Origin of the sequence: Teredinibacter haidensis (assembly GCF_014211975.1) — a bacterium.
Lineage (GTDB): Bacteria > Pseudomonadota > Gammaproteobacteria > Pseudomonadales > Cellvibrionaceae > Teredinibacter > Teredinibacter haidensis.
Map to the genome: position 1 here is coordinate 4,803,785 of NZ_CP060084.1, position 25,256 is coordinate 4,829,040.

The following is a 25,256-nucleotide window of genomic DNA, read 5'->3' on the forward strand; positions in this document are numbered from 1 at the left end:
GACGCCGCAGCGGTATTATCGCGGCCCGTTGATCATCACCAGACTTTTGATTATGGAAATCTTTCACCACATCGATAGCGTACGCAAAGCTTTAGATGCTGCTCGCGAACAGGGTAAAACCGTGGGCTTTGTGCCAACCATGGGTAATTTACATGATGCTCATCTGGCGCTGGTTAAGCAGGCGCAGGGTTTGTGTGATGTAGTAGTGGTGAGTATTTTCGTCAATCGGCTGCAGTTTGGGCTCAATGAAGATTGGGATAAATACCCCCGTACTCTTGAGCGTGACAGCCACAAGTTGCGGGATATCGGTTGCAGATACCTATTCTGCCCGGAAGAGAACGAAATTTATCCCAACGGCATGGACGAGCAGACGCGGGTGATTGTGCCCTCTATGGCTGGTGTACTCTGCGGCGCCAGTCGCCCCGGCCATTTTGAAGGCGTCACTACGGTGGTGAGCAAATTGTTTAATATTGTTCAGCCTGATATCGCGATATTTGGTGTTAAGGACTACCAGCAGTTGGCTATAATACGCCGCATGGTCGAGGATCTGTGTATTCCTGTCAGGGTTGTTGCCGGTGAGATCGTTCGCGAGGCCGACGGCTTGGCGATGAGTTCGCGCAACAGCTTTATTACCGATCAGGAAAGGCCTAGAGCGAGCCAGCTGAACCGTTCACTTAACTGGGCAAAACAGCAGATTCTGGAAGGCGAGCGGGATTTTTTACGGTTGGAAGACGAGGCAAGAGAGCAAATCAGAGCAGCGGGCTTTAAGCCTGATTACGTTTCTATTTGCAATAGTAAAACACTTGAACCTGCCGCCAACGATGATTTAGAAATTACTGTGCTGGGTGCGATGTTTACCCAGGGCGCAAGATTAATTGATAACGTATCCCTTTAGCTGGGGGAGCGCTTGAATGATTGAGAAAGTAGAGGTAAAACTATGCAAGTTACGCTGTTAAAAGGTAAATTGCACATGGCCTGCGTTACTCAGGCTGAACTCTGGTACGACGGTTCCTGTGCAATCGATGCTGACCTAGTCAAGTTGGCTGGGTTGCGCGAATTTGAACGTATTGAAATTTACAACGTGGATAACGGTGAGCGTTTTTCCACCTATGTGATTTTGGCAGCTGCTGGTGGCAAAACGATTTCCATGAACGGCGCTGCGGCCCGTCGCGTACAGGTGGGAGATCGCATTATTATCGCAGCCTACGGGCAGATGGACGAGGCTGAGGCGGAGAGTTTTAAACCCAAGTTGGTGTACCTAAACCAAGATAATACCGTAGACCGTACCTCAAACACGATACCTGTTCAGGTAGCCTGATACTTTTCCCGGTAGTAGTGCCGGGAAGCCCTTCCTTGTTATGCGGTTTGCAGTGTGATTAACCCCTTATTTTGCCGGGTTTATGGCGGCTAAAATCGCCACCTCTGCGATTTTTTGTCCCACCTCAACCAAAGTCGTATTCCTCTAGTGGCTCACTGTTTGGTAATCTGCAAAAACGTTATGCTGAATTCGCGTGATGCTCTAAGCATTATGTTTGTCTGGAGCATTCTCACCAAGAGTCATCCATCAGTATTTCTATTATAAATCTGCTTTTAAGCAACTTTTACCAATGGAGTCGAGCGATGTCAGATAATAATAATGTGTATCCCGTTCCCAAGGCCATAGCAGCTTCTGCTCATATCACTAAAGAAAAGTATCAAAAGATGTATGCGCAGTCTATTAGCGATCCGTCCGTTTTCTGGGGGCAGCAGGCGGAAGAGTTTTTGTCGTGGGAGAAAAAGTGGACCAGTGTGCGCGAATTTGATTTCCGTAAAGGGGAAACCAGCTGGTTTAAAGACGGGAAGCTGAACGTTTCCACCAACTGTATTGATCGCCACCTGGAAAAGCGCGGCGATCAGGTTGCCATTATTTGGGAAGGCGACGATCCCAACGAAGATTTAAAAATCACCTATAACATGATGCACGAGAAAGTTGGCAAGTTGGCCAATATTCTGAAAAATCGCGGCGTCAAAAAGGGTGATCGCGTCTGTATTTACCTGCCGATGATCCCGGAAGCCGCATATGCAATGCTGGCTTGCGCACGTATTGGTGCGGTTCACTCTATTGTCTTTGGTGGTTTCTCGCCAGAAGCGCTAAAGGACCGTATTCAGGATTCTGACTGTAAGGTTGTGATCACTTCCGATGAAAGCCTACGTGGAGGTCGCAGGGTTCCATTGAAGGCAAATGCTGATAAAGCGGTTGCACAGTGCCCCAATGTGGAAACGGTGCTGGTGGTTAAACGCACCGGTGGTGATGTTGCGTGGAATCCAGACGTGGACGTTTGGTATCACGAAATGGAGAAGGAAGTGAGCGCCGACTGTCCCTCAGAGCCAATGGATGCGGAAGATCCGCTGTTTATTCTTTACACGTCGGGCTCAACGGGTAAGCCAAAAGGTGTTCTTCACACCACCGGGGGCTACCTGTTACAAGCTGCAATGACACACAAGTATGTATTTGATTATCAGGAAGGTGAAGTTTATTGGTGTACTGCCGATGTGGGCTGGGTAACGGGTCATTCCTATATCATATATGGTCCGCTGGCTAATGGTGCCACAAGTCTGATGTTTGAAGGAGTTCCCACTTATCCCTCTGCTGCACGTTGCTGGGAGGTTGTCGACAAGCACAATGTTGCCATATTTTACACTGCGCCAACGGCGATTCGGGCTTTGATGGGCCAGGGTGATGAGTTTGTAACCAATACCTCACGTAAATCTTTACGTATTCTTGGGACTGTGGGTGAGCCTATCAACCCCGAGGCCTGGGAGTGGTATCACAATGTTGTGGGTGAAGGCCGCTGCCCGATTATGGATACCTGGTGGCAGACAGAAACGGGTGCGCATATGCTGACTCCGCTTCCGGGAGCCATTGACCTTAAGCCTGGTTCAGCAACGTTACCCTTCTTCGGCGTTGAGCCGGCTATCCTTGATGCCGAAGGGCAGGAGTTGGATGGCGAAGCTGAAGGTAGTTTGGTGATTAAATCCTCCTGGCCCAGTCAGATCCGTACGGTATACGGTGATCACGATCGCCTGATCCAAACTTACTTCTCTACCTACCCAGGCTACTACTTTACCGGTGATGGAGCGCGTCGCGATGCGGACGGTTACTACTGGATTACTGGTCGTGTGGATGACGTGATCAATGTATCTGGCCATCGTATGGGCACCGCCGAAGTTGAAAGTGCTTTGGTGCTACATGATAAAGTTGCAGAAGCGGCCGTTGTGGGGTACCCGCACGACATCAAGGGGCAGGGAATCTATGCCTACGTTACCCTGATGAGCGGTGAAGAGCCCAGCGATGAGCTGAAGAAAGAGCTGGTGAAAATGTGTGTGACAGAAATTGGTCCCATAGCCAAGCCAGACGTGATTCAGTGGGCTCCAGGTCTGCCAAAAACGCGTTCTGGTAAAATCATGCGTCGAATTCTTCGTAAGATTGCCGCCAATGAAGTTGACGCCCTGGGCGATACTTCCACTCTGGCTGATCCGACCGTTGTTGACGACTTGATCGACAATCGCCTTACCAAGTAGGAAGTATAGTGCTACCCGTCGGGCTTGAGAAGCTCCCTACTCCATACAGCTGACGGGCTCCCGAAGCCGAAGCCCCGATAATAGTCGGGGCTTTTTAATGGCTGCCGTACTAATTTAAATCTGCCTGCGTTACACTTCGCGCCTACATACATCTACGCCTGGAGGCGTTTTAGGAGATTCTTTTGAAAATTGAAAACAACTGCGTGGTATCTATCCATTATACCCTCACCGATGAAGATGGTGCTGTTATCGATTCTTCCGCTGATCGCGAGCCGCTGATCTACTTGGCTGGTGCTGGCAATATCATTCCCGGCCTGGAAAGTGAGCTTGAAGGCTGTGTAGTGGGCGATAAAAAACAGGTTACTGTACAACCGGCAGATGGCTACGGTGAATACGAAGCTGAACTCGTGCAGACTCTCCCCCACGAAGCCTTCGGCGGCATCGATAACATTGAAGTGGGTATGGAGTTTCAAGCACAGAGCGAAAGTGGTGGCGAGCAATATGTTGTTGTTAAAGATGTGAGTGACGATGGTATTACCATTGATGGCAATCACGAGTTAGCTGGCAAAGTACTGAATTTTGATGTGGCTGTTGAAGACGTACGGGTCGCTACCGCAGAAGAAATCGATCACGGTCACGTACATTAATTGGAGAAAGCCCTAAGGTGAGCAGTTTAATTCCCGGGGAAAAAATATCAGCTCTGGTGTCACCAGATAATACGCTTAATGTTTTGTCGCAGCAGGAGGTCGCCAGATTAATTGATCGCCGCAATGTTGATGTTTATGAAACGTTTCGCCGTTGCGCATTGGCGGCGCTTAACACTGGAGCGGAGACTGATAATACACAGGAAGTACTGGATGCATTTCACGATTTTTCTGTAGATGTTGTTCAGCAGGAGCGCGGTATCAAACTGCGCATCGAAAATGCCCCGGCCAATGCTTTTGTTGATGGTGAAATGATTCAGGGCATAAAAGAGCATTTATTCTCTGCCCTGCGCGATATTATTTACATCAATAATGAGCTGTTGGAAAACGGTGATACGGATTTGTCCTCGTCCGAAGGGATTACCAACGGTGTTTTTCATATTCTTCGAAATTCAAAACTGTTACACCTCAACACGCCCCCCAACATTATTGTTTGTTGGGGGGGGCACTCTATTGGTGAATCAGAATATGAATACGCCAAAGAGGTGGGTTATCAGCTTGGGTTGCGAGGTATGGACATCTGTACCGGTTGTGGCCCGGGGGCTATGAAAGGCCCAATGAAGGGGGCCACTTTTGGTCATGCCAAGCAGCGCTTAACCGGGCGTTATATTGGAATTACCGAGCCGGGGATTATTGCTGCAGAATCGCCCAATCCTATTGTGAATGAACTGGTGATAATGCCCGATATTGAAAAGCGCCTAGAAGCGTTTGTCCGTACCGGTCACGGTATAGTCGTTTTCCCTGGAGGAGTGGGGACAGCGGAAGAAATTCTCTATATCTTGGGAATATTATTGCACCCGGAAAACAAGCGTTTACCCTTTCCTCTTATTTTTTCCGGCCCCGCAAGCGCTGGAGAGTACTTTCAGCAAATTGATGAGTTTATTGGTTTGACTCTCGGAGAGGAAGCTCAGCAGCGTTATCAAATTATTCTGGATAACCCTGTGGAAGTTGCTCGTAAAATGCGTGTAGGCATGAATGAAGTCACCGCTTACCGTCAGCTAACTCACGATGCTTACTATTACAATTGGGTGGTTAAAATTGATCAGGATTTTCAAATTCCTTTCAATCCAACTCATCAGAATATGTCTGAATTAAAGCTTCACAAAAACCAACCCGCTAACGAGTTGGCGTCTAATTTACGCAAAGCCTTTTCAGGTATTGTGGATGGTAACGTGAAGGAACACGGGATTCTTGCGGTAGCTAAAAATGGCCCTTATAAAATCCATGGGGATAGCGACATTATTCAACCGCTGGAGAAACTGCTGCGTTCGTTTATTCGCCAGAAACGTATGAAGATTCCAACGGATGAATATACCCCCTGTTACGAAATTGTATTGTAGTATTGGACCATGATTGACGACGATAATTTTAGTAGTCTACTAGGTGACGATGTAGAACCCATCAAGCTAGACAAGCGTGTTAAGCTGATTTCTGCTAAAGATGTCGGCGTGGATAAAGAGCAGCGTCGACTATCGGCACAGGAACTCAAGGAGTCAAAAGAAGACCCTCTATCAGCGCCGGTAGATTTGGTAGAGCCGCTGGCTGTGCTTACCTATCAGCGCCCGGGTGTTCAGCACGGAGTATTTAAAAACCTGCGCACGGGAAAATATATTATCGATGCGCGTCTGGATTTGCATCGATTAACTGTGGAGCAGGCGAGAAAAAATATTTTCCAGTTTGTTCAGGATTGTATGGAAACCGATGTTCGCTGCGCGTTAATTACCCACGGAAAAGGGGAGGGTAGAAAAACCCCCGCATTACTTAAAAGTTGCGTAGCTCACTGGTTGCCGCAGTTCGATGAAGTTCTGGCTTTTCACTCGGCGCAAAAACAGCATGGAAGCTATGGTGCTACCTATGTTCTTCTGAAAAAAAGTGATAAGAAAAAGCTGGAAGCCAAAGAAAGGTTTGCCCGTCACAAGCCATAAAAAATAAAGGATTACTGTATGCTTTACCCGATGTTCGCTCTGGTTGTCTTCATCTTTTTGTTTGTCTGTTACCATTTTTATTTGCGAGTCGTGTCTGTTCGGAATAAACAGGTGCGTATTAGTTATTTTCGTCTGTTCGAGGCGGACGGGGCTGATATCCCCAAACATATCTTGGCGGGCTCTCGGCATATAGCGAATGTTTTTGAAACCCCGGTTCTTTTTTTTGTTGTCTCTTTGTTGGCGATTGTGTTGCAACAAGAAAGCCCGTTAATGGTTTCGATGGGCTGGGCGTATGTTGTTGTTCGTATTGTTCATGCGCTAATACATACGACCTATAACAACATTTTACATCGCTTATTGGTATTCTGGATGGGTATGCTGTTGTTGATGGCCATGTGGGGATTATTGGTCTGCTCGGTATAGTCGAATCAAGGGGCGTTGCTCCGCCCCTGATGCAACTTAGTTACCGATATAGCGTTTGCGCTTGTTCGGTTTTAGTTTTGTGATGTCTGCCATGCAAAGGCCATCTAAACAGTCACCAAAATCTGGATCTAAGCTAAATACGATGGATTTGAAGCCGCCGGTTTCAAAAAGGGCTGTGTACTGTTTAAAGAGTACCGGTAATTTGTGGCCATTTTCGTTAAATCGTCGCTGCATCAGTTCAAATGCGGCCTCTGAATCATTATCGCCAAAATACTCATCCAAGTGGGCCATGGTTTCGGTGGTAAGTAGGTAAGGATGGTTGGCTTTGGCTAGCTCTTCCGGGCACGCATAGTAGCGGCGATAGAAGTAAACAAGGGTATCCATCAGTTCTCGCGGGTAATCGGCACTCATGCTAACAGGGCCAATTAAGTAGCGAATATCCGGGTTGTGTGCCAAGTATGCACCCAGGCCTTGCCATAAATAGTCCAAGCAGGCTTTGCCCCAGTATTGAGGCGCGACAAAGCTGCGTCCGAGTTCAATGCCCTGTGTGAAGTAGCTCTCCATCGTCGGCGTGTAGCGGTAAAGGCTGCTAGTGTATAAACCTTTTACGCCCTTCTTTTTTACAATCGTATGGCCTTCACCAATGCGGTATGAACCTGCAATTTCCTGATTTTCGGCATTCCAGAGCACTAGGTGGCGGTAGTCCTGGTCGTACTCGTCTAAGTCGCGCTTCTGGCCGGTGCCTTCGCCTACTTGGCGAAAGGTGAGTTCCCGCAATCGACCAATTTCTTTCAATACCGAGGAGTTGCGTCGGTAGTCGAGCAAATATATTTCATTGTTGTCACGCGTAGCACCGATTTTTTGTGCTTGCGATAGTTCTTTTAATAATTTATTAACTGCTTCTGGGGGAGCAATTTTTTTTTGCGTTGAAAACTGCTTGAATTCGATTTCACCGATTTTATAGAGATGTTTTTTTAATCGTTTAACTAGGGTTCTGTCGAGGAGCTGGTCTGTACTCAGTGATTCGACGGGGATTAGTTCGCCAACGCTAAAGCGAATATCTGATGATTGCTTGTTAAACATTTCATGAGCGAGCAAGGCTGTACCCAGGGGTTTAAACAATGCAGAGGCCCCGTAAAAAAGAAGAGAGTTTTTCGCGTGTATATGAATGGGGAGAATCGGCGCGCTGGATTTTCGGGAAAAGTGCAAGAAACCTGGTCGCCAATTGGTATCTTTTACGCCACTTGGTCGCGCGCGGGAAACTTCTCCTGCGGGAAATACGATGATAGCCTGCTCTTCTTTCAATGCTTGAATAACACGCTTATAGCTGCGTCGGGCACTGCCTCCAGCCATATTGTCGAGCGGGATCAGCAATTCGTGTAGGCCTTCAAAGTTCATCAGCATATCGTTGGCAACTATTTTTACATCGCTGCGAACTTCACTGACAAGTCGGAGAATGGCTAAGCCGTCCAGCGAACCGATTGGGTGGTTTGCGATAATGACAACGCGCCCGCTTTTAGGGATGCGGCTTTTATCGCGGCTAGCTATCTTGTAGCTAAAATTGAAAAAGTCGAAGACTCGGTCGATAAATTCAACGCCTTTGCTGCTGCCGTGATCACGGAGAAAGCCGTTGATTTCGTCTTCGTAGATTAGTTTTTTTAGCAGCGTAAGTGTTGGTTTGCGGATAAGTGCTGGCTTGTCGGCAAATGTGGGGAATTTGTTTGTTATCGCTTGTTCAACATTAATCATTATTTAACCCGTTAGCTGTTCCCATTTACCGAGTGTTTCCCTGGCGAAGGTCTACTCATCTCAGGAGTCAGAAGTTATCCGTCATGACGTGGAGGCTAATCGTCTGAAATGACCCTATTGTTACAATTTGGCGAAGTTTTCGGGAAACTATGATTCTTCAGTGTATTGGTTGTACTTTCTGCTGAACAGCGTATATCAGGCAGGGGGGCGCAGGTGCTTCGACCGCAGTTTCCTGCGGATGTTCTATTCGCGACTACAGCTGGTTAAGCTGTAGTCGCTGTTTTTCCAGTAGTGACTGGAAGGGTTGCTCAAACCCTGCAACGACCTTTCGGCCATCGAGTGCGCCCACCTCTACAAAACGCAGACGGCGGCGTATAAGGTCATCGTTGGCTGCATGGGATTCAAGCACTAGGCCAGCGATAGGCAGGTTGGCGGGAGCCAGGTCTAGGTTATTGGCTGATACAAAGGCGGCTAAATCCAGTGGTATCTTATGGGTGATACTGGCGAGCTCGACAATCAGCCAGGCGCTGCAGGCAGCCCGGAAGAGCGCTTCGTTGGTGGCGTCGTTGGCAATAAATGTGAGCCGGAACAGATCGCCTTCCAGTTGGTAGCTGGAGCCGTTATAGAGTGCCAGAACATCGCTGATGGTTTGTTCTAGGCCGCCGAGAGTTTTACGGAAATTTTCGCCGTTTAATTGTTGTTTAAGTACAGTCAGGTTTTTAATGTGGATGATCGCATAGACCTTGGGCAGAGTTTCGATATCGTCCAGGGTTTCTATTATATCGTCTTCTTCCTCCTGCTCTTGTTCAGGATCGGCATGTGGGGGTGAGTGGTTCTGAATGGTAAAGCTTCTTTGCCGATAGAGTTCCAATAATAGTATCAGTAGAAGGGCCGCCGTTAGGGTTGCCAAGAGCCAGGTTGCGCCGCCGCCGACAGCGTGGGTCTGCTTTAGGCTTACCGAGAGATAACCGGCAATGCTGTCATGAAGAATAATGGGAGCTGTATAAGTTTGCGCTGTATTGTCCAGAGTGCGAGCATCCCCGGCCTGAACCAACAGGTTGTTTTCGACGTCGTGAATGGTGGCCAGCAGCGTTCCGGGGTTGTCCATTACATCTCTTAGAATCACCTGCAGGCGAACAAGATCGTGGTTAAAGGAGGCATCAATTGCCTGGTTGGCCGCCATGGTGGCCAACGCATTGCCATAGTGTTGGCTGTGGGTGTTGTTGATCTGGTGCAGGCGCGGTACGGCTAGCATGACGACGAGCGCTATTCCGCTCAGTAATCCAAACAGACAGGCTGCCAGTGGGGATAGGCCGTTAAACTGAACTCTCAATGCTTGCTCCTTTGTACTCAACCACATCTGCTAGAGGTTCTCTACGATAGTGGCTAATGTTGCGAATGGCAATTGCTGTGTCAGCAATATTTTTTGTCTTTGTTGCTTTATAATGCGGCCGGATTAAACCGGAAAATTTAGGGCTGTAACTGGTGCGCGAACTTATTCTTATTAATATCTCCGGCCATGACAAGCCTGGAGTTACCTCGGAAGTAACCTCCATATTGGCGGCGAATAATGCCAATGTGCTGGACGTTGGTCAGGCTGTTATCCACGATCACTTGTCGCTGGGGATGTTGGTGGAGATTCCTACTGGTAGTGATTCGTCGCCAGTAGTGAAAGATATTCTTTATCGTATGCACGATATTGGCATGCAGGTCCGTTTTCAGCCGATTACAGAAGATAGTTACGGTGAGTGGATTGGTCATCAGGGAAAAGATCGGCATATAGTCACCTTGCTTGCCCGCCAGATTACAGCCATTCAGATAGCGGCCCTTACCCGTATTGTTTCGAAGCACCAACTGAATATCGATAACATCAGCCGCCTTTCCGGGCGCGTTCCATTGGATTCGAGCAAGGAGGACACCATCGCTTGTGTGGAGTTTTCGGCACGGGGCAAGGCAGAGAATATTACCCGTTTGCGGGCAGATTTTGCGGATTTGGCATCGGAACTTGATGTAGATATTGCCTTCCAGGAAGATAATATGTTCCGGCGCACCCGTCGATTAGTGTGCTTTGATATGGATTCCACCTTAATCGAAGCTGAGGTGATTGATGAGCTGGCAAAGGCGGCGGGCGTTGGCGATAAGGTTTCGACCATTACAGAAGCTGCTATGCGTGGAGAAATCGATTTCAACGAGAGCTTTAAGCAGCGTATGGCGCTGTTGAAGGGCTTGGACGAATCAGTACTGGAGGGTATCGCGGAAAATTTGCCGGTGACGGAAGGTGCAGAGAGATTGATTTCCACCTTGAATCGCTTGGGCTATAAGACAGCGATTCTTTCCGGTGGCTTCAACTATTTCGGGCGCTATTTACAGAAAAAGCTGGGCATTGATTATATGTACGCCAACGATTTGGAAATTGTTGGCGGCAAGGTTACTGGCCGGGTAATTGGAGAAGTTGTGAATGGTCTTCGCAAGGCAGAGCTACTGCGGGAACTGGCCGAACAGGAGGGGATTTCCCTCAAGCAGGTGGTTGCCGTTGGTGATGGAGCGAACGATCTTCCGATGTTAAGCATTGCCGGTTTGGGGATTGCGTTTCGTGCCAAGCCTTTGGTTCGCGCAGAAGCCAAGCAGTCCATATCGACCTTGGGGCTGGATGCCATTCTGTATTTAATGGGGTTTCGCGACCGCGAAATAGGTTAAGACTGGAGCGCTCGCATAGTGAGCGCGACCGCTATTATTTTTTAACTTTCTGTATCGAAATCGTAGTTCATTGCGTCGGTTGGGCCTTGCAGGTAGTAGCCCTGAATATAATGCACGCCCGATTGCCACAGCTTTGACAGCACGCTGGCATTCTCTACAAATGGCACGATCGTGATCTTGTCTTCTTGGTGTAGCTGGCTCACCAGTTCATTCAAGCTTTCCGTATTATCACCGCCGCTGCTTTGCAGATCGTGGGTGAAAGAGCCATCCACCTTGATATGTGAACATTTAACATGTTTTAAGGCGTTCATTGGGTTCAGTGCGCAGCCAAAACGAGTAATACCACAGCTACTGCCGATTTTCTCAATTTGCTTCGTAAAGGTTGAGGCAACGTTCAAGTGGTCGTTAATATCAATTTCAGTTAGCTGAAATACGATGGTGTCGGGGGGTAGGTCTGCAGCTTTGAAAGCAACGCCGAGCCAAGGAGGCAGGGTGGGGTCGAGCATGGATTCCCTGCTCAGGTTGATCATCATGTGGGTGTGGTTGCCTTTCTTTCTATGCCCTGAAAGAATTTTGATGGATTCCAGAATAACCCAGCGGTCAATTTTGGTGGTTGCCCCAATTTGGGCTGCAGTACTTAAAAATTCTCCCGGCGAAATTTCCTGGCCGTCATCATCGATCATTCGCAACAGCACTTCATAGTGCTCTTTGTCTGAACCGCGCAAGCTGAGTATGGGTTGGTACAGCAGCTTAAATCGACCGGTATCGATAGCCCGTTGTACCATGTTAGCAATATCGGCTTTCCCGTCCGCCTTGGTTTCAGGCTCATAAATACGAACGGGCAATTCGCTAGCCTCGTTGCTTTGTACCATGTCCAGAGCTTTAAGCGCTTGCTCAATGGGAATTTCGGCATTGGCAGTGGTTTCATTGATCAATGAAATGCCAATGCTGTAATTGAATTGCAGTGTGGAGCCGTCGATATCAACAATATTCTCAACCAGCTTTTGACACAGCGTTTCCGCACGCTTTTGGGCTGTCGCTGGGTCGATTTTTGCGACTAGCAGCATGAACGAATCTTCGCCATAGCGGCAGAGAGTATCGTTCTTTTTAACTAGCGATTGAGTGTATGAGGCAATCGTACCCAGTACAATATCGGCGGAGGCTATGCCTAGCTTGCTGTTTACGGTGGCGGTGAAATCCTGGATGCCGATGTTTAACAGTGCGCTGTTGTAGTTTCCCTCTGCCGCTTCATCAACGGCATCGTGTAATGCGTTGAGTAAATAGCTGCGGTTGTACAAACCTGTAGCCAGATCCTGGCTTTTGATTTGTTCTAGCTGCGCCTCTAGCTCTTCGTTGTCGGCGTTAAACGTGCGAACTAAAAACTGAATACAGGCTTCTTCTTCAAAGTTGGATTTGCTGACGTCGATTTTTAGTGGTCGCTCGGCCTCGTCGGCTGTTATAGCCGAAATTTCCAGGATATTCGTCTCTATATCGCTGCCTTTAAGGGTAAATTCTTTCAGGAAGCGTTTAACCGTATCCTGGTCGGCCTCCCTGATAACATCAATAACGGGCATGCACTCTAGGTCGTCCCGGCTTTCGTGTCCCAGAAGCTCAGAGAAGGATTCGTTAACATAGAGAAACATGCCATCCTGTACAAAGGCAATGGCGTCTCGTGAGCTGTCTAGTAACTGCTGGTTTCTGCGTTCTATCTCCTTGTGTCGGCGTTCGGCAAAGCGCCTGAGATCCCGCTCTTCGCGGTTGAGATATTCACGCTGGATAACTAATAGTAGGTGTTGATCTTCATCGACTTTAACTACATCGATGGCGCCGAGTTTTAAGCCCTCTACCACGGGCTGGGAACCTTCATCGTTGGTTTGCAGAAGGAAGGGGACATCTTTGTTTAGCCTGCGAATCAGGCGGATAGCATCGATGGGCTTCAAGCAGGTGCTGCTGTCGAGGCCAATCATCATGTCCCACACTTTTTCCTGTAATAGCTTGTTAAGAGCTTCTTCGTTATCTACGTGTTGCGCTCGAACCGGTCGACCCGCATTGTGCAGCATACTGATCAAGCGTTCGGCTTCCGAACGTGAGTCGTTCAGTATCAGCAGGCGAATGGTTTTCGTTTGAGACATAAGTTAGCTAAAGCTTTGTCGGTTGTGTTTGTGTGGGTCGGCAAATAGGATATAACCGCGGATGTGGCAAAGTAATCAACTTAATGTTACCTGATCTTTATATATAACCAAGCCTTATAAATTTTGTGACACAAGTTTACAAGATATATAAGTATAGCCCCTGTGATGTGCCCAGCAAAACTCAAATGCAATGACTTGTATCAGTTCGTTAATCCCAATCGTTGTCGAACTGTTTGCTTACCTTCTTCCTGGTTTCCTGTTTATCTGTCGATTCCAGAGGATGATACGCAAATTGACGTATGCTTCCGGTAGAGAATAGGACTTTTGTCAGCTTGGCTGTAATGGTGGTTACGCCATCGAAAATTTTAACCTTGTCGTATTCCTTAAATGGTGCAAATGCAGTAAGGATGGACGCAGGCCCTTGCCCTGATTTGAGCGCTGGTATGTAGAGTGCGCGCATATAATCAGAATAGCCACCCATATCGTATAGCTGACTTGCACCGTAAGGCTTGGGCTGGGTGGTGAGCGTTTGTACTCCGAGTTGGGTGCTGTCCTTAAATTGCCGAATCCAGCGAACAACGCCAATACTCCAGCCGTGGCGCCCGGCCTCTTTGTAGCCTATCAATTCTCCCGACTGTAACTTGGAGGGGGGGCTACCTTTCCACACCAAGCAGCAACCGCCAGCGCTTACATTTTGAATGCTGATTTTATGCGTTGGGGGGGAGCTTTGTGTTTCACCGCTTTCTGGCAAGTCGAATAAGCCGGATGCCCCAGACGTGATTGTATTGAACGCGCCCTGTTTTAAGTCTCCCTCGAGACTCGTTTGACTGGCGAACGTATCGAAATCCTGTCCGCCATTGACGTAATAGTGCGCGTTGACCAAGCCGATGCACACCTCTGCGGTTGTGTGCACATTTTGTCGTTCCTGTTGGCGTTGGCTGACGGTGCTCCAGCACCCGAGCATATGTTCTATTAATGAGTCGGGAAAGCCAATGGGTATATTTAACGATCCCGATTGCTCTTCATCGTCGCCTACCTTCGATGGCGAGTGCTTACTTAGAAGGCTAACCAGAACTTTCAGGTTAAGTTGCACGACTCTATCGTTCGCATTGCCTTCAAAGCGCGATTTGTACACTGGGGAACGGTCTGCGGAAAGATTTAACAAGTAGAAGAGTTCTTTGTCTTGAAAATTACTCGTATGTAACCGAACGTATTGGGCCCAGATCTCGAAAGCATCGAATAGGAGAGAGATGTTCTGTTGGCTAACCTGATTCAATTTGGCCGTCGCCATTAACAGCACGCGGGTATAGGCTGACTGTATGTTGGTGGCACGGGTCGTTTGGAGCTGGTCGTCGAGCACGGGCTTGGCCAGCAAGTCGAAAGAATCTGCTATCTGGAAAAGCGCATGCAAACGAAGCCAGAACCCTGATGGCAAGTGAGAATAGAGTTGGTAGTTGCGTAGAAAGACCAAGCCGACTCCTGTGATGGCGCGGTGCAGAGCTATGGTCAGCGTCGATGTTTGTTGCGGACGAATTTTCTTAACCTGACAAATATCGGTTACACACCGGGTGTAACCATCGATCATCGCTTTTTGGATAGATTGCGCCACGATAAACGTTTTTTGGGCTTCTGGTGATGTGTTCACTGACTGGTTAAACAGGTCTCGCGTTAAGCCCTTGATAGTGTTTTGGGCTACTGGCCGGACAGCTTCAAACATTTCCAGACGAGTTACGGGATCTATCTTTAAACGGCTAATCTCTGGCAGCGCCGTATAGAAGATCGCGGCGGTTTCAGATGTTTTTGTTGTGTGCAGGCCGTTTAGCCAGGCTTGAATTTTTGAGGGCTTCTTTCCAGCACAAAATGATAGCTTTGACCGATCGGCCTCTGGTAGCTGCAGCGTATCAATGTACGATTGTAATTTGGCTTGCGGGCTCATTGTTGCTTGGCTGGGCTCCATCCTTTTTCGGGTAGTCCTTACAGTATAGCGCTAAAGTTGGCGCAAAAATCATTAACGGCGTTCGATTTAATCTCAAGTTGAGTTTTATCCGCTTATAAAACAGGTGTTTTACTCTTTGCTCCGGCTGCTTCTCTAACTAATTTGGGGACAAGATATCCGGGTAACGTGGCAAGTAGTTCGTTATAAATCCTCTTGGCAGCACCTTCTTCCACATTGAAATGAGCTGCGCCGGATACTTTGTCCAGTAAGTGTAAGTAGTAAGGCATTACCCCGCAGCTAAACAACCGTTTACTTAATGTAGCCTGTATTGGGGCATTGTCATTGATCGATTTTAACAATACCGCTTGGTTGAGTATGGTGACAGTTACCCCTTTTAACTGCTTAAACATTTGTTGAACGTGCACATCAATTTCTTGGGGGTGGTTGCAGTGAGTCACCATCACCGTGGGCAATGGTGATTGTCTCAGGATATTAAGTAGTTCCGTTGTAATACGAGATGGTACAACAATAGGAAGACGTGTGTGGATACGAATGCGGGTGATGTGAGGGATTTGGCTGATTTTTTTATACAGCCAGCCGAGTTGGCGGTCACTGAGCGCGAGGGGGTCGCCACCACTTAAAATGACTTCTTCAATAGATGGGTCATCCATAATGTATTGAAAGGCTTCCTGCCACTTCTCGCGGGAGGGAGTGTTGGCGTTGTAATCGAAATGGCGACGGAAGCAGTAGCGGCAGTGAATTGCGCACTGGGGAGCGGCAATAAGCAGCACGCGCCCACGGTATTTATGTACGAGACCGGGGGCAGGGTTGCTTTGTTTTTCGCCGAGGGGGTCGATGGTATAACCCTCTGTTGCCAATGTTTCCATTCCCAGGGGGAGCACCTGCCTAAGCAGAGGATCATTGAGGTCTCCCTTCTTTATTCTGGCGAGGTACGACCTCGGTACACGCAGAGGGAAAAGTTCTGCGGCCTTCTTCATCTCTGGCAGACTCGCAGCATCGAGCTGTAAGGCATCGAGTAATTGTTCGGGTTCGCAAACCAGATTGGCCAGTTCGTCCTGCCAACTTTGTGGGGCATTGATTGGCGTTAATTCTATATTTGTCTGTGGTATTGGGCGTTTGGAATCGTGCGGCATCGTAGTTCTGGCGTAAACAGGTTGGTCATCGACCGATTAAGTCACCGCAGTATATACAGTCTGGGGGTACTCGTCAGAAGCTTTTGTTTTTGCGTTAGCGATGGAAAGAGGGGTTGTTGCGGTGGCTTTTGGGGTGTGGCATCTGTTTAAACCAATTTTTGGTGGTTTAACAATATTGACTAACAAGTGGTTGTTTTCGCTATTGCTGAGAGTGTTGTTTTAACGGCCGTATTCTCTAACCTTTTGTTTTTTATATGTATTTCTATTTGGCATTATTGCTGCTATGACACCGCTGCACACAACTAAATTAAACAAGGACATTCGAATGAAAGTTATTTTCGCTATCGGTGTTACGGCGATGCTAGCGATGGCGCAGCCGGTTTTTTCTCACAACAGCGGATCCCCTTCTCTTCGTTGTAATAACAACCAGTCACTTGAATTGAATTACGGATTGGAAATTGCTGAGGATGAGATTCGGTTTGTTAAAAACTCGGCTATTGAGGTTGTTCTTTCTCACAATGGAGATATGGTTTTGGGGGGTGAAAAACCGGTGCTGGATAGCTCTTCCAGAGCGGCCATAGTTACTTACCAGAAAAGCATTAGGGCTACCGTGCCGCAAGTTCGTGATATTGCCCTTGAGGCGCTGGCGATGGCGCAACAAATTACCTCGCAGGTTTTGACGGAACTGTTGGGCCTTCGCGACGATGAAGTCGCCGGGTTACAGCAGATGCTGCAAACAGCAAGAGATGATATTACAGAACATTTCGACTCTGAAATAGTTCGCTATGGCTCGCCTAAAAGCAACAGCTGGGAGGGGTTTTCACCGCTTAACGATCATTTTGATCAGAATTTTGATGCGGTGATCGAAGAGGTTGTCGACAAGGCCAAATTTCGTATTTTAGGCAGCTTAATGCGAGAAGTATTCTCTAGGGACGGCGACTTGGAATCCTTTGGTAAGCGTATGGACGCGATGGGAGAGCAGATAGAAGCATCTACAGACACTCTGGCGAAAAATATTGAAGGCAAGGCGGAGCAGCTGTGTGAGAGTTTTGGGATAATAACTCAGCAGGAACGTACCGTTATCGATCTCGTGCCGGGTTTTGAAAATTATCGCCTGCTATCGGAAAGAGAGCTTTGAGCTTATTGTCGTCTCAATCGGGTGAGAGGATTCAGTCGAGGCGTATTGGTACTTTTGATCTCAGTGTTGGAGGGAAACTAGGACAGATATAAATAAGTCATGGCGGTCTTATGCGAGGCTTGCGAATAGGTGTTGATCATATTTTGCTCGGGTTACCGCTCTAGTGGGCGCTCCTGTATAATGCGCGTCACTTTGTATTGGGGTGGCCGCGAAGAGTACCAGCTTATGTAAAGCCGACTGCAACCTGGTTGGCTTTCTATTGAGCTTATACCGCAAATACCTTGTAAAATTAACAACCTATGGCACTGTGCCAGCGTAAGAACAGGCGAGAAGAGTAATGGCTAGCTATTCAACCAACGAATTCAAAAGCGGATTAAAAGTAATGCTCGATGGAGACCCTTGCTCCATCGTCGAAAACGAATTCGTAAAGCCTGGCAAGGGGCAGGCGTTTAATCGTGTCCGCATGAAAAACCTGAAAACGGGTCGAGTATGGGAGCGCACCTTTAAATCTGGTGAATCGCTGGAGGGCGCTGATGTAATGGATATCGATTTGCAGTACCTCTATAACGATGGAGAGTTCTGGCACTTTATGGATCCGCAATCGTTCGAACAGTACCAGGGAGATGTTGGGGTGGTTGGTGATTCGGCTAAGTGGTTGAACGAACAGGATACGGTTGTGGTGACCCTCTATAACGGCTCGCCGCTGGCGGTTACGCCGCCGAACCATGTGGAGCTGGAAATTGTTGAAACCGACCCGGGGTTAAAAGGTGATACCGCCCAGGGCGGAACCAAGCCCGCTACGCTTTCTACTGGTGCCGTTGTGAAGGTACCGCTTTTTCTTTCCCAGGGAGAAACCGTTCGCGTCGATACCCGCACAGGCGAGTATCTGGGGCGCGCCAACAAGTAAGCGATTTTTAGCACTCTAAAGGCCGGCAACTTGTCGGCCTTTTCCATTTATAGGATGGACAAAAGATGAGTTGGGAGCCTACGGCCACAATTAAGTCACTGCAAAAGCGCGCGCAAGTGTTAGCAGTTATCCGTCGCTTTTTTAGTGCGCACGGGGTTATGGAAGTTGAAACGCCACTGTTGGCCAGTACCACGGTTACCGACCCAAACCTGGAAAGCCTCTGTGTCGAAAGCGAGAACCGCTATCTGCAAACTTCGCCGGAATACTTTATGAAGCGCCTGCTGGCTAGTGGAAGCGGCGCAATCTATTCGCTGGCAAAAGCTTTTCGTAAAGACGAAGCGGGGAATAATCATAACCCGGAATTTACGATGCTGGAATGGTATCAGCCTGGCTTTGATGATCGGCAGATGGCTGGCGAAGTGATTGCGTTGATTCAGCAGTTAAAGCCTGGAGTGACCATTGTAGAAAGCACCTATGCTGAGCTTTTTGAACAGGCTTGTGGAGCAAATCCCCACACGGCAACAACGCAATCTCTGCGAGAGCTAGCGCATCAAAAACTCAATATTGACTGGCCAGATGAGCGTCGAAGCTTGTGGTTGGATCTTTTATTTACCCATATGGTTGAGCCGAACCTTCCCGATGGGGTGCAAATTGTTTTTGATTACCCTCAATGTCAAAGCGCGTTGGCCAGAACGCTCGCAAATGAAAAGGGTGAAACGGTTGCTCGCCGTTTTGAAGTCTACTGGCACCGTATCGAGCTGGCGAATGGCTATTGGGAGTTAATTGATGCTGCTGAGCAGAACGCTCGTTTTGCTGACGATTGTGCCGTAAGGCTACAATTACAGCGTCCGGCGATTAAACCGGATGCTCGCTTAATTGCTGCGCTGGAGGCGGGAATGCCTGAGTGTGCCGGTGTAGCCCTTGGGGTAGATCGGTTGTTGATGTGTCTAACGGGAGCAAAGCATATAGATCAGGTGATCAGCTTTTCCAGCCATTGCAGTTAACTCTCCTGTAAGCTGGGTTGCGGCTTCGTGAGCGTTTTTGATGGTGGCTTTATGGTAAATAAGCTTTGTCCTTACCTAGTATTCCCTTGTTGCTTAGGCAGAAAAAAATGATAAAAATAATTGGCGACCGAGGCTTAGCATTTTATACGGTAACAGAAAGTGCTCTCTTACGGTTGAACCCCTATCTGCTATTGGCAATACTCGCCCTGTTAAGTTGCGCCATTTTTTACCTGCCTTTTTGGTTGAACGGGAATATTGATACTGTCTTTCGATATTGGGACGGCCCCAATTACGCTTATTTAGCCAAGGCGCTCTACAGCGTACCTGTGGATCACCCTTTAAGCCCATATACCAAGCCCGAATACTTTGCCGCACACTTGCCTTTGTATCCCGTGAGTATTTGGTTGCTAACGTTTTTGGGGCCGGGCTATAACGTGGCCATGTTGTTATCTACGATGTTGTTTACGGTGGCGGCAACGCTGGTTTTTTTTCGGCTATTGGTAGAAACCCGTTTGGTGAGGTCGCCGCTCTGGTCCGCATTTCTGTCGCTTTTTATTCCCGCTCGATACCTGATATACCATAGTGTTGGTGCGACAGAGGCGCCGTTTATTTTTTTAACGCTCTCATCTCTTTTATGCTACATACGGGGGCAGTACCTATGGGCGTTTTTACTTGGTGGATTGAGTGGCATTACCCGAATTACGGGTGTGCTCATCGGTGCTGCTTATTTTATTGACTCGCTGATAGAAAAAAAATGGGATCGATTCTGGTTGCTGTCACTCGTAGGCTTACCGTTATTTTTGGTCTTTGCTTTTTACTTTTTTCATTACAATGATTTTTTTGCTTATTTTGGTGTAAACCTATCGGTGAAAAATTCGCTGATTCATTCTACCCCGTTTAAATTGTTTTCCATTTATAGCGATAGGGGAGAGGTTCAGTCTGCTGAATTATACCTTGCGATGTATGCCCTCTACGGCGCGGGTATTTGTATGCTATGGAATCGCAGCCGTATTTTGTTTCTTTACGGCATTGTCAGTTACGGTTTCAGTATTTTTATTTTCCATCAGGATTTGTCGCGTTACCTCATTCCGTTGGCTCCTGTGGCTCTCGTTATTGGTTACGATTCGATTCTGTCAAACCGAGTCGTAAAACTGGCGGCCATCCCCTTTATTTGTCTGTGTTATATCTATGCTTGGGGTTCGGTGCAGCACAATTTGATTGTGGACTGGGTATACAAAGATTTGATTGAGGAGCTAGAGTCAAAATAGCTCGTACAGGGAAGCGCTATTTCAGGTAGGATAAGATAAAAATCCCCCGCGCATGCGAGGGCGTTGATGATTTAGTCGCAGTTAATCTGGTGGTTCATGTCCAGCGCTGGCGAATCGGTGGCAGGTGTGCCCACCGGCTCAGCGGGAACACCGACAACGGTTGTGTGGGGAGGAACGGGCTTTAGTACCACGCTGCCCGCACCAATTTTGGCCCCTCTACCAATTTCGATATTCCCCAGAATTTTTGCGCCGGCGCTTATCAGTACGCCGTGGCGAATTTTGGGGTGCCGGTCGCCTGCTTCCTTACCTGTACCGCCCAGAGTGACGGCCTGCATAATGGATACTTCATCTTCCACGACAGTGGTTTCACCAATCACAATGCCGGTCGCATGGTCGAGCATAATTCCTTTGCCGATCTTAGCAGCCGGATGGATGTCGACGCCAAAGGTAAGTGCAATATGGCTTTGTAGAAAATACGCCAGTGATTTCCGCCCCCTTTTCCATAGGCAGTGGGCTACGCGGTAGGACTGCAAGGCATGAAACCCCTTGAAGTAGAGAAAGGGCAGAAAGTAGGAGTCACAGGCAGAGTCGCGCTCGTGAACGGCTTTAATATCTGCGCGTACGGATTCTCCTATGCACTGATCTTGTTGGAGGGAGTCTTCAATAATTTCTCGAATCTGCAGTGCGGAAATAGCCGGGCTGGCCAGCTTGTTGGCTAGGTGAAAGCTTAATGCACCTTCCAGTACTTCGTGATTAAGAATAGTGGCGTGCAGAAAACTGGCTAGTGCTGGCTCGTTTTCAGCTTCTCGCTGAGTCTCTTCGCGAATGGTTTGCCAAACGCTATCCTCAGCTACAGGTTTGCTTGCCTGCATATTCGTGCTCCGATCCGGTAGGGGATGAAATAGAGGCCGTATTATTAGGCCTGGCTAAAAATATTTCCACCTACTCTGGTAGAGCGGGGGTGAGGTTAAGGCATTTGCATTGATATTGAGCCTTCTGGACATAGGGCTACATTTCCTTTCTCAGTGTTTAAGGAGCTGTATTGTTCATGAGTTTTTTTGGAAATATGCCTGCGCCAGTAAGCACAGCCCCATAACGGCGCTACTCGCGAGTGTCCTGCGAGGCTCTACACATCGAACTAAAAAATAGCGGCCACTATCATAGGCAACATTACCGCGCTTCTATATAGCCACTGTCGTTGAAACAATACCCCCAGAACGGCACTGGTCGCGCCCCTAAAAAGCCGATCCATGGGGTACGTATCGTTTTTCCCGATGGATCACTCTTGGTCTATATCGCTCTATTCTTGCCGCAGACGAGGTATTTCTATGCCGCAAGAGATGCGACGCGTAAATGTACTATAATGCGACTATAGCCTTTCGCTATGACAGTTCAGTCAAGTGGCAGGTGGTTACTGACATGAGCACAGGAAGCCCGCTGGCGAGCTGTGAGCCTCGTTTATTAGGGCTTTTAGCTAGGATTAAAACCATTTCAGAGGCGGTGAAGGTGGCAACTAGCAGTATCTATGCGTAAATTTCATGAAAAACTTCTTTTAGGCGTAGCTTTTTCAGCAAGCTTTGTTTCGCAACAAATTTTATGACTACAACGCGCTGATAACACTTCTTGTGTTGACCAAATCCATTGAAATGGCTAGGATTCGCATAGACCGGAATTGATGTATACATGTATGCAATAATAAGTGCCAGTAATCTTCCTTCTAGTTATAAAGAGTGAATGAGATTCAAACGCTTTTGGGTAGGTTTCGGTTACGTAGTACGAAGCTAATAAAATAATTTAAGAGGGTGAAACCGTGAATTCTAAAATTTTTACACTAAGCAAGGCGGGCCTGTTAAGTCTGTGTGTTTCAGCTAGCCTCGCACAGGCTCAAGACGAAGACGCTGTACTCGAAGAAGTCTATATTACCGGCTATCGCGGAGCGCTGTTGAACGCCACAGAGGCCAAACGTGATTCTGTTGGTTTTTCCGATGAAGTTTTTTCCGATGATATGGGTAAGATGCCATCCCAAAACCTGGCAGAGTCGCTCTCCCGGATTCCGGGCGTAAAAATTAATCGTGAAGTTACTGGTGAGGGACAGCAAATTTCTGTACGGGGCTTGGGTGCAGAATTCACCAAAGTGGTACTGAATGGCAACTCAATGGCTGTGGCATCGACTGGTGACATGAATGCCAATAACAATGGGCGTCAGGTTGATCTGAACATGTTCCCCACGGAGCTGTTCAAGAGCTTGAGTGTTAATAAAACGGCAACTGCGGGGCAAATCGAAGGTGGAGTCTCCGGCTACGTGGACATGCGCACCGCTCGTGCTTCCGACTTCGGTGATGGCCACAGTGTTCGCTTTTCACTGGAAAGTAAATACAAAGACACCACCGAAGAGTTCAGCCCTAAGGCTGTTCTTTCTTACAGTTTCTCGGATGAAAAATTTGGCGTTCTGGCTACGGTAGTGGCCCAGAATAATGCGCATGGTATTGATGGTTACGAGACAACGGGCAACGTGGCCCAGCAGACCTGTTTAATTGCAGAAGATGGAAACGGTTGTCGCGACGAATCTGGTGCGGGTATCCGACATGGTGATGTAGCTACGGCGGATTATGTAGCAGCTAATCCCGGAGTGGCCATTGGCAGTGTTATTGATGTCAACCAGGTTTCCGGGCTCTCTGATCAAGAAATTGCAGGTATGGGGCTTCCCTATATTGGCCGTTTGGCCACCACATCCGGTGAAAAGGATAGTGTTTCAGCGTTGCTGTCATTCGAATACCTGCCCAACGAAGATATGTCATTTGCGTTGGATATCATTAGTGCCGATGCTAAAAATGATTATGTTCGCGATGAGCTAATGCATATCTATCGTCGCAATTATATTCATGCCCCGGTTCTTTCCAATATCCAGTTGGATGACAAAAATCGCATAGAAAGTGGTACTTTCTATGGTAGTGCTCCCTGGGTTGGTTCACGCGACTATAACGAAGATCTTTCATTTGTGAGTGTGATGCCTAGCTTTGAATGGCATATCAATGACATTTTAAAAATGGATGCTTCTTTGAGTAAAACGGATTCGGAATTGGTTCGCGATAACCCCTACGGGCTCGTCTTTACCGCACCGGGAACTTTGACCATTAATGATGATGATGTAGTGCCCACTGTGAATCACAGCGCCCTGGATGACTACAGTGCCTACAGCGTTAACGATGACGAAGACAAATTCCGCTACGGGCACACCGAGCGAGAAACCGATACCATGGGGATTCATGTTGACTTTGAGTTGGGTGAAGATGCCGAGGCTAACGGGTTCAGGTTTGGCTTCTCTTCAGAAGAGATAAACGCCAATCGAGAAACATTTGAGCCGTCTTTTGATATTGCGTTGGATACAGATGGCGATGACAGTGTAAGCATGAATGAATACCTGGCTGCGAATGGCCTGCCTGACATGGTTGCCAATATGGGCGATTACATAAGAACCGTTGATTTTGGTTCGAACATCGACGGTTGGAACGGTCTTACTAGTTTTGGAGCCACCGATTGGAGTGCTGTTAAGGGCGCTATTAATTACAATTCCATTGAAACGGAATTGCTAACGCGCACAGTTATTGAGGAAAAAGTAACGGCTTACTATCTCGAGGCAAACACAACAACAGAAGTTGCAGGTCGAGAGCTCAAAACTAACAGTGGCATACGAATGGTTAATACAGACCAGTATGTAGCCACCATGTCGGGTGAGACAAAAGAAGATTACAAGCGGATACTGCCTTCTTTTAGTGCGGTGTATGACGTGGTAAACAATGTCAAGGTTCGTGCAAGTGCTTCTCGTAGTTTGACCCGTGCTAACCCTGCAGATATGTTCCCTAACTCTGAGTGGGATGGTTCTGGTATCGATAAAATCAAAGCCGGTAACCCGACCTTATCGCCATTTGAATCAACAAACTTCGATATCGGTGGTGAATGGTATTTCAGTGATATGGGATACGTTGGCCTGACCTATTACACAAAAGATATCACTGGCTTTACGATTGCAGATACGCTTCAGGATAATTTGAACAACCTGGGGAATTGGGGAATTGAGCTTGATAATCTTCTCCCAACACAGGTGGCTCAGGCCGCGATTTGCAATCCCAACTGTATGGTAAGTGTTGAAACAAAAGTGAATACGCGCGGCGTAAGTACCTTGACCGGTTATGAATTGGTTTGGGTTCAGCCGCTTGATTTTGTTCTGGAAGGCTTGGGCTTTAATGCCAGCGCCAACAGCATTACGGATGAATCTCCTGAAGGCGCCGAAATTACGGGCATCTCTGATTCGTATAACGTTACAGCCTACTACGAGAACGAGGGTTTTCAGACTCGCTTAACGTACTATAACCAGGAAGGCGCATACGCCTTTAACTCCTGGGGACAGGACGTGACTGGACGGGATCGTGCGCAGGTAGACTTCTCGGCAAGTTATGATCTGCCTGTTCTGGAAGACTACGGACTAACGTTGACCTTTGATGCCTACAACATTACCAATGAGGCGATTTCCTCAACGATTGATAATGATGAGCGTCAAACATTCAATGCTTACTTCCCCGGTGCAACTTACACCTTTGGTATTCGCGGAAGTTTCTAGTGTTACTTGGGTAGTAGCTAATCCCTCCATATAGTGGTGG

19 protein-coding genes are annotated in these 25,256 nt (G+C 47.9%); 13 read left to right on the forward strand and 6 right to left on the reverse strand.

Annotated features, from left to right (window positions below; translation table 11 throughout):
• Window positions 1-52: 52 nt before the first annotated feature.
• From panC to H5715_RS19560, 7 genes are all read left to right on the forward strand, one after another.
• On the forward strand, window positions 53-895 hold the full coding sequence (panC, locus tag H5715_RS19530) for a pantoate--beta-alanine ligase (RefSeq protein WP_075186628.1): 843 nt from the start codon (window positions 53-55) through the stop codon (window positions 893-895).
• A 42-nt stretch (window positions 896-937) separates the two neighbouring features.
• A complete protein-coding gene (gene panD, locus H5715_RS19535; protein WP_075186569.1) occupies window positions 938-1,318 on the forward strand; it encodes an aspartate 1-decarboxylase in 381 nt (126 codons plus the stop codon).
• Between the two features lie 302 nt (window positions 1,319-1,620).
• Window positions 1,621-3,561, forward strand: a complete 1,941-nt coding sequence (acs, locus tag H5715_RS19540; RefSeq protein ID WP_075186570.1) for an acetate--CoA ligase — start codon at window positions 1,621-1,623, stop codon at window positions 3,559-3,561.
• A gap of 182 nt (window positions 3,562-3,743) precedes the next feature.
• Window positions 3,744-4,208 carry an FKBP-type peptidyl-prolyl cis-trans isomerase gene (locus tag H5715_RS19545; RefSeq protein WP_075186571.1) on the forward strand — a complete coding sequence of 155 codons (465 nt, stop codon included), beginning with the start codon at window positions 3,744-3,746 and terminating at the stop codon, window positions 4,206-4,208.
• Window positions 4,209-4,225: 17 nt separating this feature from the next.
• Entirely contained in the window at window positions 4,226-5,605 is a 1,380-nt protein-coding gene (gene ppnN / locus H5715_RS19550) for a nucleotide 5'-monophosphate nucleosidase PpnN (RefSeq protein WP_281388175.1), read from the forward strand.
• 12 nt (window positions 5,606-5,617) lie between these two features.
• Window positions 5,618-6,190: a DNA endonuclease SmrA gene (gene smrA, locus H5715_RS19555; RefSeq protein WP_075186630.1), complete on the forward strand. Its 573-nt coding sequence runs from the start codon at window positions 5,618-5,620 to the stop codon at window positions 6,188-6,190.
• Between the two features lie 18 nt (window positions 6,191-6,208).
• Window positions 6,209-6,613 (forward strand): MAPEG family protein, encoded by a 405-nt coding sequence (locus tag H5715_RS19560; protein ID WP_075186572.1) that lies wholly within the window; start codon window positions 6,209-6,211, stop codon window positions 6,611-6,613.
• Window positions 6,614-6,649: 36 nt separating this feature from the next.
• On the opposite strand, the gene olsF is transcribed toward H5715_RS19560, so the two are convergent.
• Window positions 6,650-8,362, reverse strand: coding sequence for a bifunctional ornithine lipid synthase OlsF (gene olsF, locus H5715_RS19565; RefSeq protein WP_075186573.1), 1,713 nt, complete (start codon window positions 8,360-8,362; stop codon window positions 6,650-6,652).
• Between the two features lie 253 nt (window positions 8,363-8,615).
• Entirely contained in the window at window positions 8,616-9,695 is a 1,080-nt protein-coding gene (locus H5715_RS19570) for a hypothetical protein (RefSeq protein WP_246434624.1), read from the reverse strand.
• 152 nt (window positions 9,696-9,847) lie between these two features.
• On the opposite strand from H5715_RS19570, the gene serB reads away from it, so the two are divergent.
• Window positions 9,848-11,059, forward strand: a complete 1,212-nt coding sequence (serB, locus tag H5715_RS19575) for a phosphoserine phosphatase SerB (RefSeq protein WP_075186575.1) — start codon at window positions 9,848-9,850, stop codon at window positions 11,057-11,059.
• 41 nt (window positions 11,060-11,100) lie between these two features.
• On the opposite strand, the gene H5715_RS19580 is transcribed toward serB, so the two are convergent.
• The 3 genes from H5715_RS19580 to epmB all read right to left on the reverse strand — a co-directional run bounded on the left by H5715_RS19580 (window position 11,101) and on the right by epmB (window position 16,281).
• Window positions 11,101-13,191: an EAL domain-containing response regulator gene (locus H5715_RS19580; RefSeq protein ID WP_075186576.1), complete on the reverse strand. Its 2,091-nt coding sequence runs from the start codon at window positions 13,189-13,191 to the stop codon at window positions 11,101-11,103.
• A 208-nt stretch (window positions 13,192-13,399) separates the two neighbouring features.
• Window positions 13,400-15,127: a PilZ domain-containing protein gene (locus H5715_RS19585; RefSeq protein WP_075186631.1), complete on the reverse strand. Its 1,728-nt coding sequence runs from the start codon at window positions 15,125-15,127 to the stop codon at window positions 13,400-13,402.
• 113 nt (window positions 15,128-15,240) lie between these two features.
• Window positions 15,241-16,281, reverse strand: coding sequence for an EF-P beta-lysylation protein EpmB (epmB, locus tag H5715_RS19590; RefSeq protein ID WP_083608106.1), 1,041 nt, complete (start codon window positions 16,279-16,281; stop codon window positions 15,241-15,243).
• Between the two features lie 325 nt (window positions 16,282-16,606).
• Between epmB and H5715_RS19595 the strand changes: the two genes are divergently transcribed.
• The 4 genes from H5715_RS19595 to H5715_RS19610 all read left to right on the forward strand — a co-directional run bounded on the left by H5715_RS19595 (window position 16,607) and on the right by H5715_RS19610 (window position 20,598).
• Window positions 16,607-17,419 carry a DUF2884 family protein gene (locus tag H5715_RS19595; RefSeq protein ID WP_075186577.1) on the forward strand — a complete coding sequence of 271 codons (813 nt, stop codon included), beginning with the start codon at window positions 16,607-16,609 and terminating at the stop codon, window positions 17,417-17,419.
• 337 nt (window positions 17,420-17,756) lie between these two features.
• Window positions 17,757-18,326: an elongation factor P gene (gene efp / locus H5715_RS19600; protein ID WP_075186578.1), complete on the forward strand. Its 570-nt coding sequence runs from the start codon at window positions 17,757-17,759 to the stop codon at window positions 18,324-18,326.
• Between the two features lie 65 nt (window positions 18,327-18,391).
• Complete coding sequence (gene epmA, locus H5715_RS19605; protein ID WP_075186579.1) at window positions 18,392-19,330, forward strand: EF-P lysine aminoacylase EpmA; 939 nt, start codon at window positions 18,392-18,394, stop codon at window positions 19,328-19,330.
• 107 nt (window positions 19,331-19,437) lie between these two features.
• Complete coding sequence (locus tag H5715_RS19610) at window positions 19,438-20,598, forward strand: hypothetical protein (RefSeq protein WP_075186580.1); 1,161 nt, start codon at window positions 19,438-19,440, stop codon at window positions 20,596-20,598.
• Window positions 20,599-20,669: 71 nt separating this feature from the next.
• Here H5715_RS19610 and cysE read toward each other — a convergent pair whose 3' ends face one another.
• Complete coding sequence (cysE, locus tag H5715_RS19615; protein ID WP_075186581.1) at window positions 20,670-21,470, reverse strand: serine O-acetyltransferase; 801 nt, start codon at window positions 21,468-21,470, stop codon at window positions 20,670-20,672.
• Between the two features lie 938 nt (window positions 21,471-22,408).
• On the opposite strand from cysE, the gene H5715_RS19620 reads away from it, so the two are divergent.
• Window positions 22,409-25,216, forward strand: a complete 2,808-nt coding sequence (locus H5715_RS19620; RefSeq protein ID WP_083608108.1) for a TonB-dependent receptor — start codon at window positions 22,409-22,411, stop codon at window positions 25,214-25,216.
• The last annotated feature ends 40 nt before the right edge of the window (window positions 25,217-25,256 follow it).

What these genes read in the sequence shown, in the direction of transcription:
- panC (WP_075186628.1), top strand. Translation starts at nt 53, where the DNA reads ATGGAAATCTTTCACCACATCGATAGCGTACGCAAAGCTTTAGATGCT.
- panD (WP_075186569.1), top strand. Translation starts at nt 938, where the DNA reads ATGCAAGTTACGCTGTTAAAAGGTAAATTGCACATGGCCTGCGTTACT.
- acs (WP_075186570.1), top strand. Translation starts at nt 1,621, where the DNA reads ATGTCAGATAATAATAATGTGTATCCCGTTCCCAAGGCCATAGCAGCT.
- H5715_RS19560 (WP_075186572.1), top strand. Translation starts at nt 6,209, where the DNA reads ATGCTTTACCCGATGTTCGCTCTGGTTGTCTTCATCTTTTTGTTTGTC.
- olsF (WP_075186573.1), bottom strand. Translation starts at nt 8,362, where the DNA reads ATGATTAATGTTGAACAAGCGATAACAAACAAATTCCCCACATTTGCC.
- H5715_RS19580 (WP_075186576.1), bottom strand. Translation starts at nt 13,191, where the DNA reads ATGTCTCAAACGAAAACCATTCGCCTGCTGATACTGAACGACTCACGT.
- H5715_RS19585 (WP_075186631.1), bottom strand. Translation starts at nt 15,127, where the DNA reads ATGAGCCCGCAAGCCAAATTACAATCGTACATTGATACGCTGCAGCTA.
- epmB (WP_083608106.1), bottom strand. Translation starts at nt 16,281, where the DNA reads ATGCCGCACGATTCCAAACGCCCAATACCACAGACAAATATAGAATTA.
- H5715_RS19595 (WP_075186577.1), top strand. Translation starts at nt 16,607, where the DNA reads ATGAAAGTTATTTTCGCTATCGGTGTTACGGCGATGCTAGCGATGGCG.
- efp (WP_075186578.1), top strand. Translation starts at nt 17,757, where the DNA reads ATGGCTAGCTATTCAACCAACGAATTCAAAAGCGGATTAAAAGTAATG.
- epmA (WP_075186579.1), top strand. Translation starts at nt 18,392, where the DNA reads ATGAGTTGGGAGCCTACGGCCACAATTAAGTCACTGCAAAAGCGCGCG.
- H5715_RS19610 (WP_075186580.1), top strand. Translation starts at nt 19,438, where the DNA reads ATGATAAAAATAATTGGCGACCGAGGCTTAGCATTTTATACGGTAACA.
- cysE (WP_075186581.1), bottom strand. Translation starts at nt 21,470, where the DNA reads ATGCAGGCAAGCAAACCTGTAGCTGAGGATAGCGTTTGGCAAACCATT.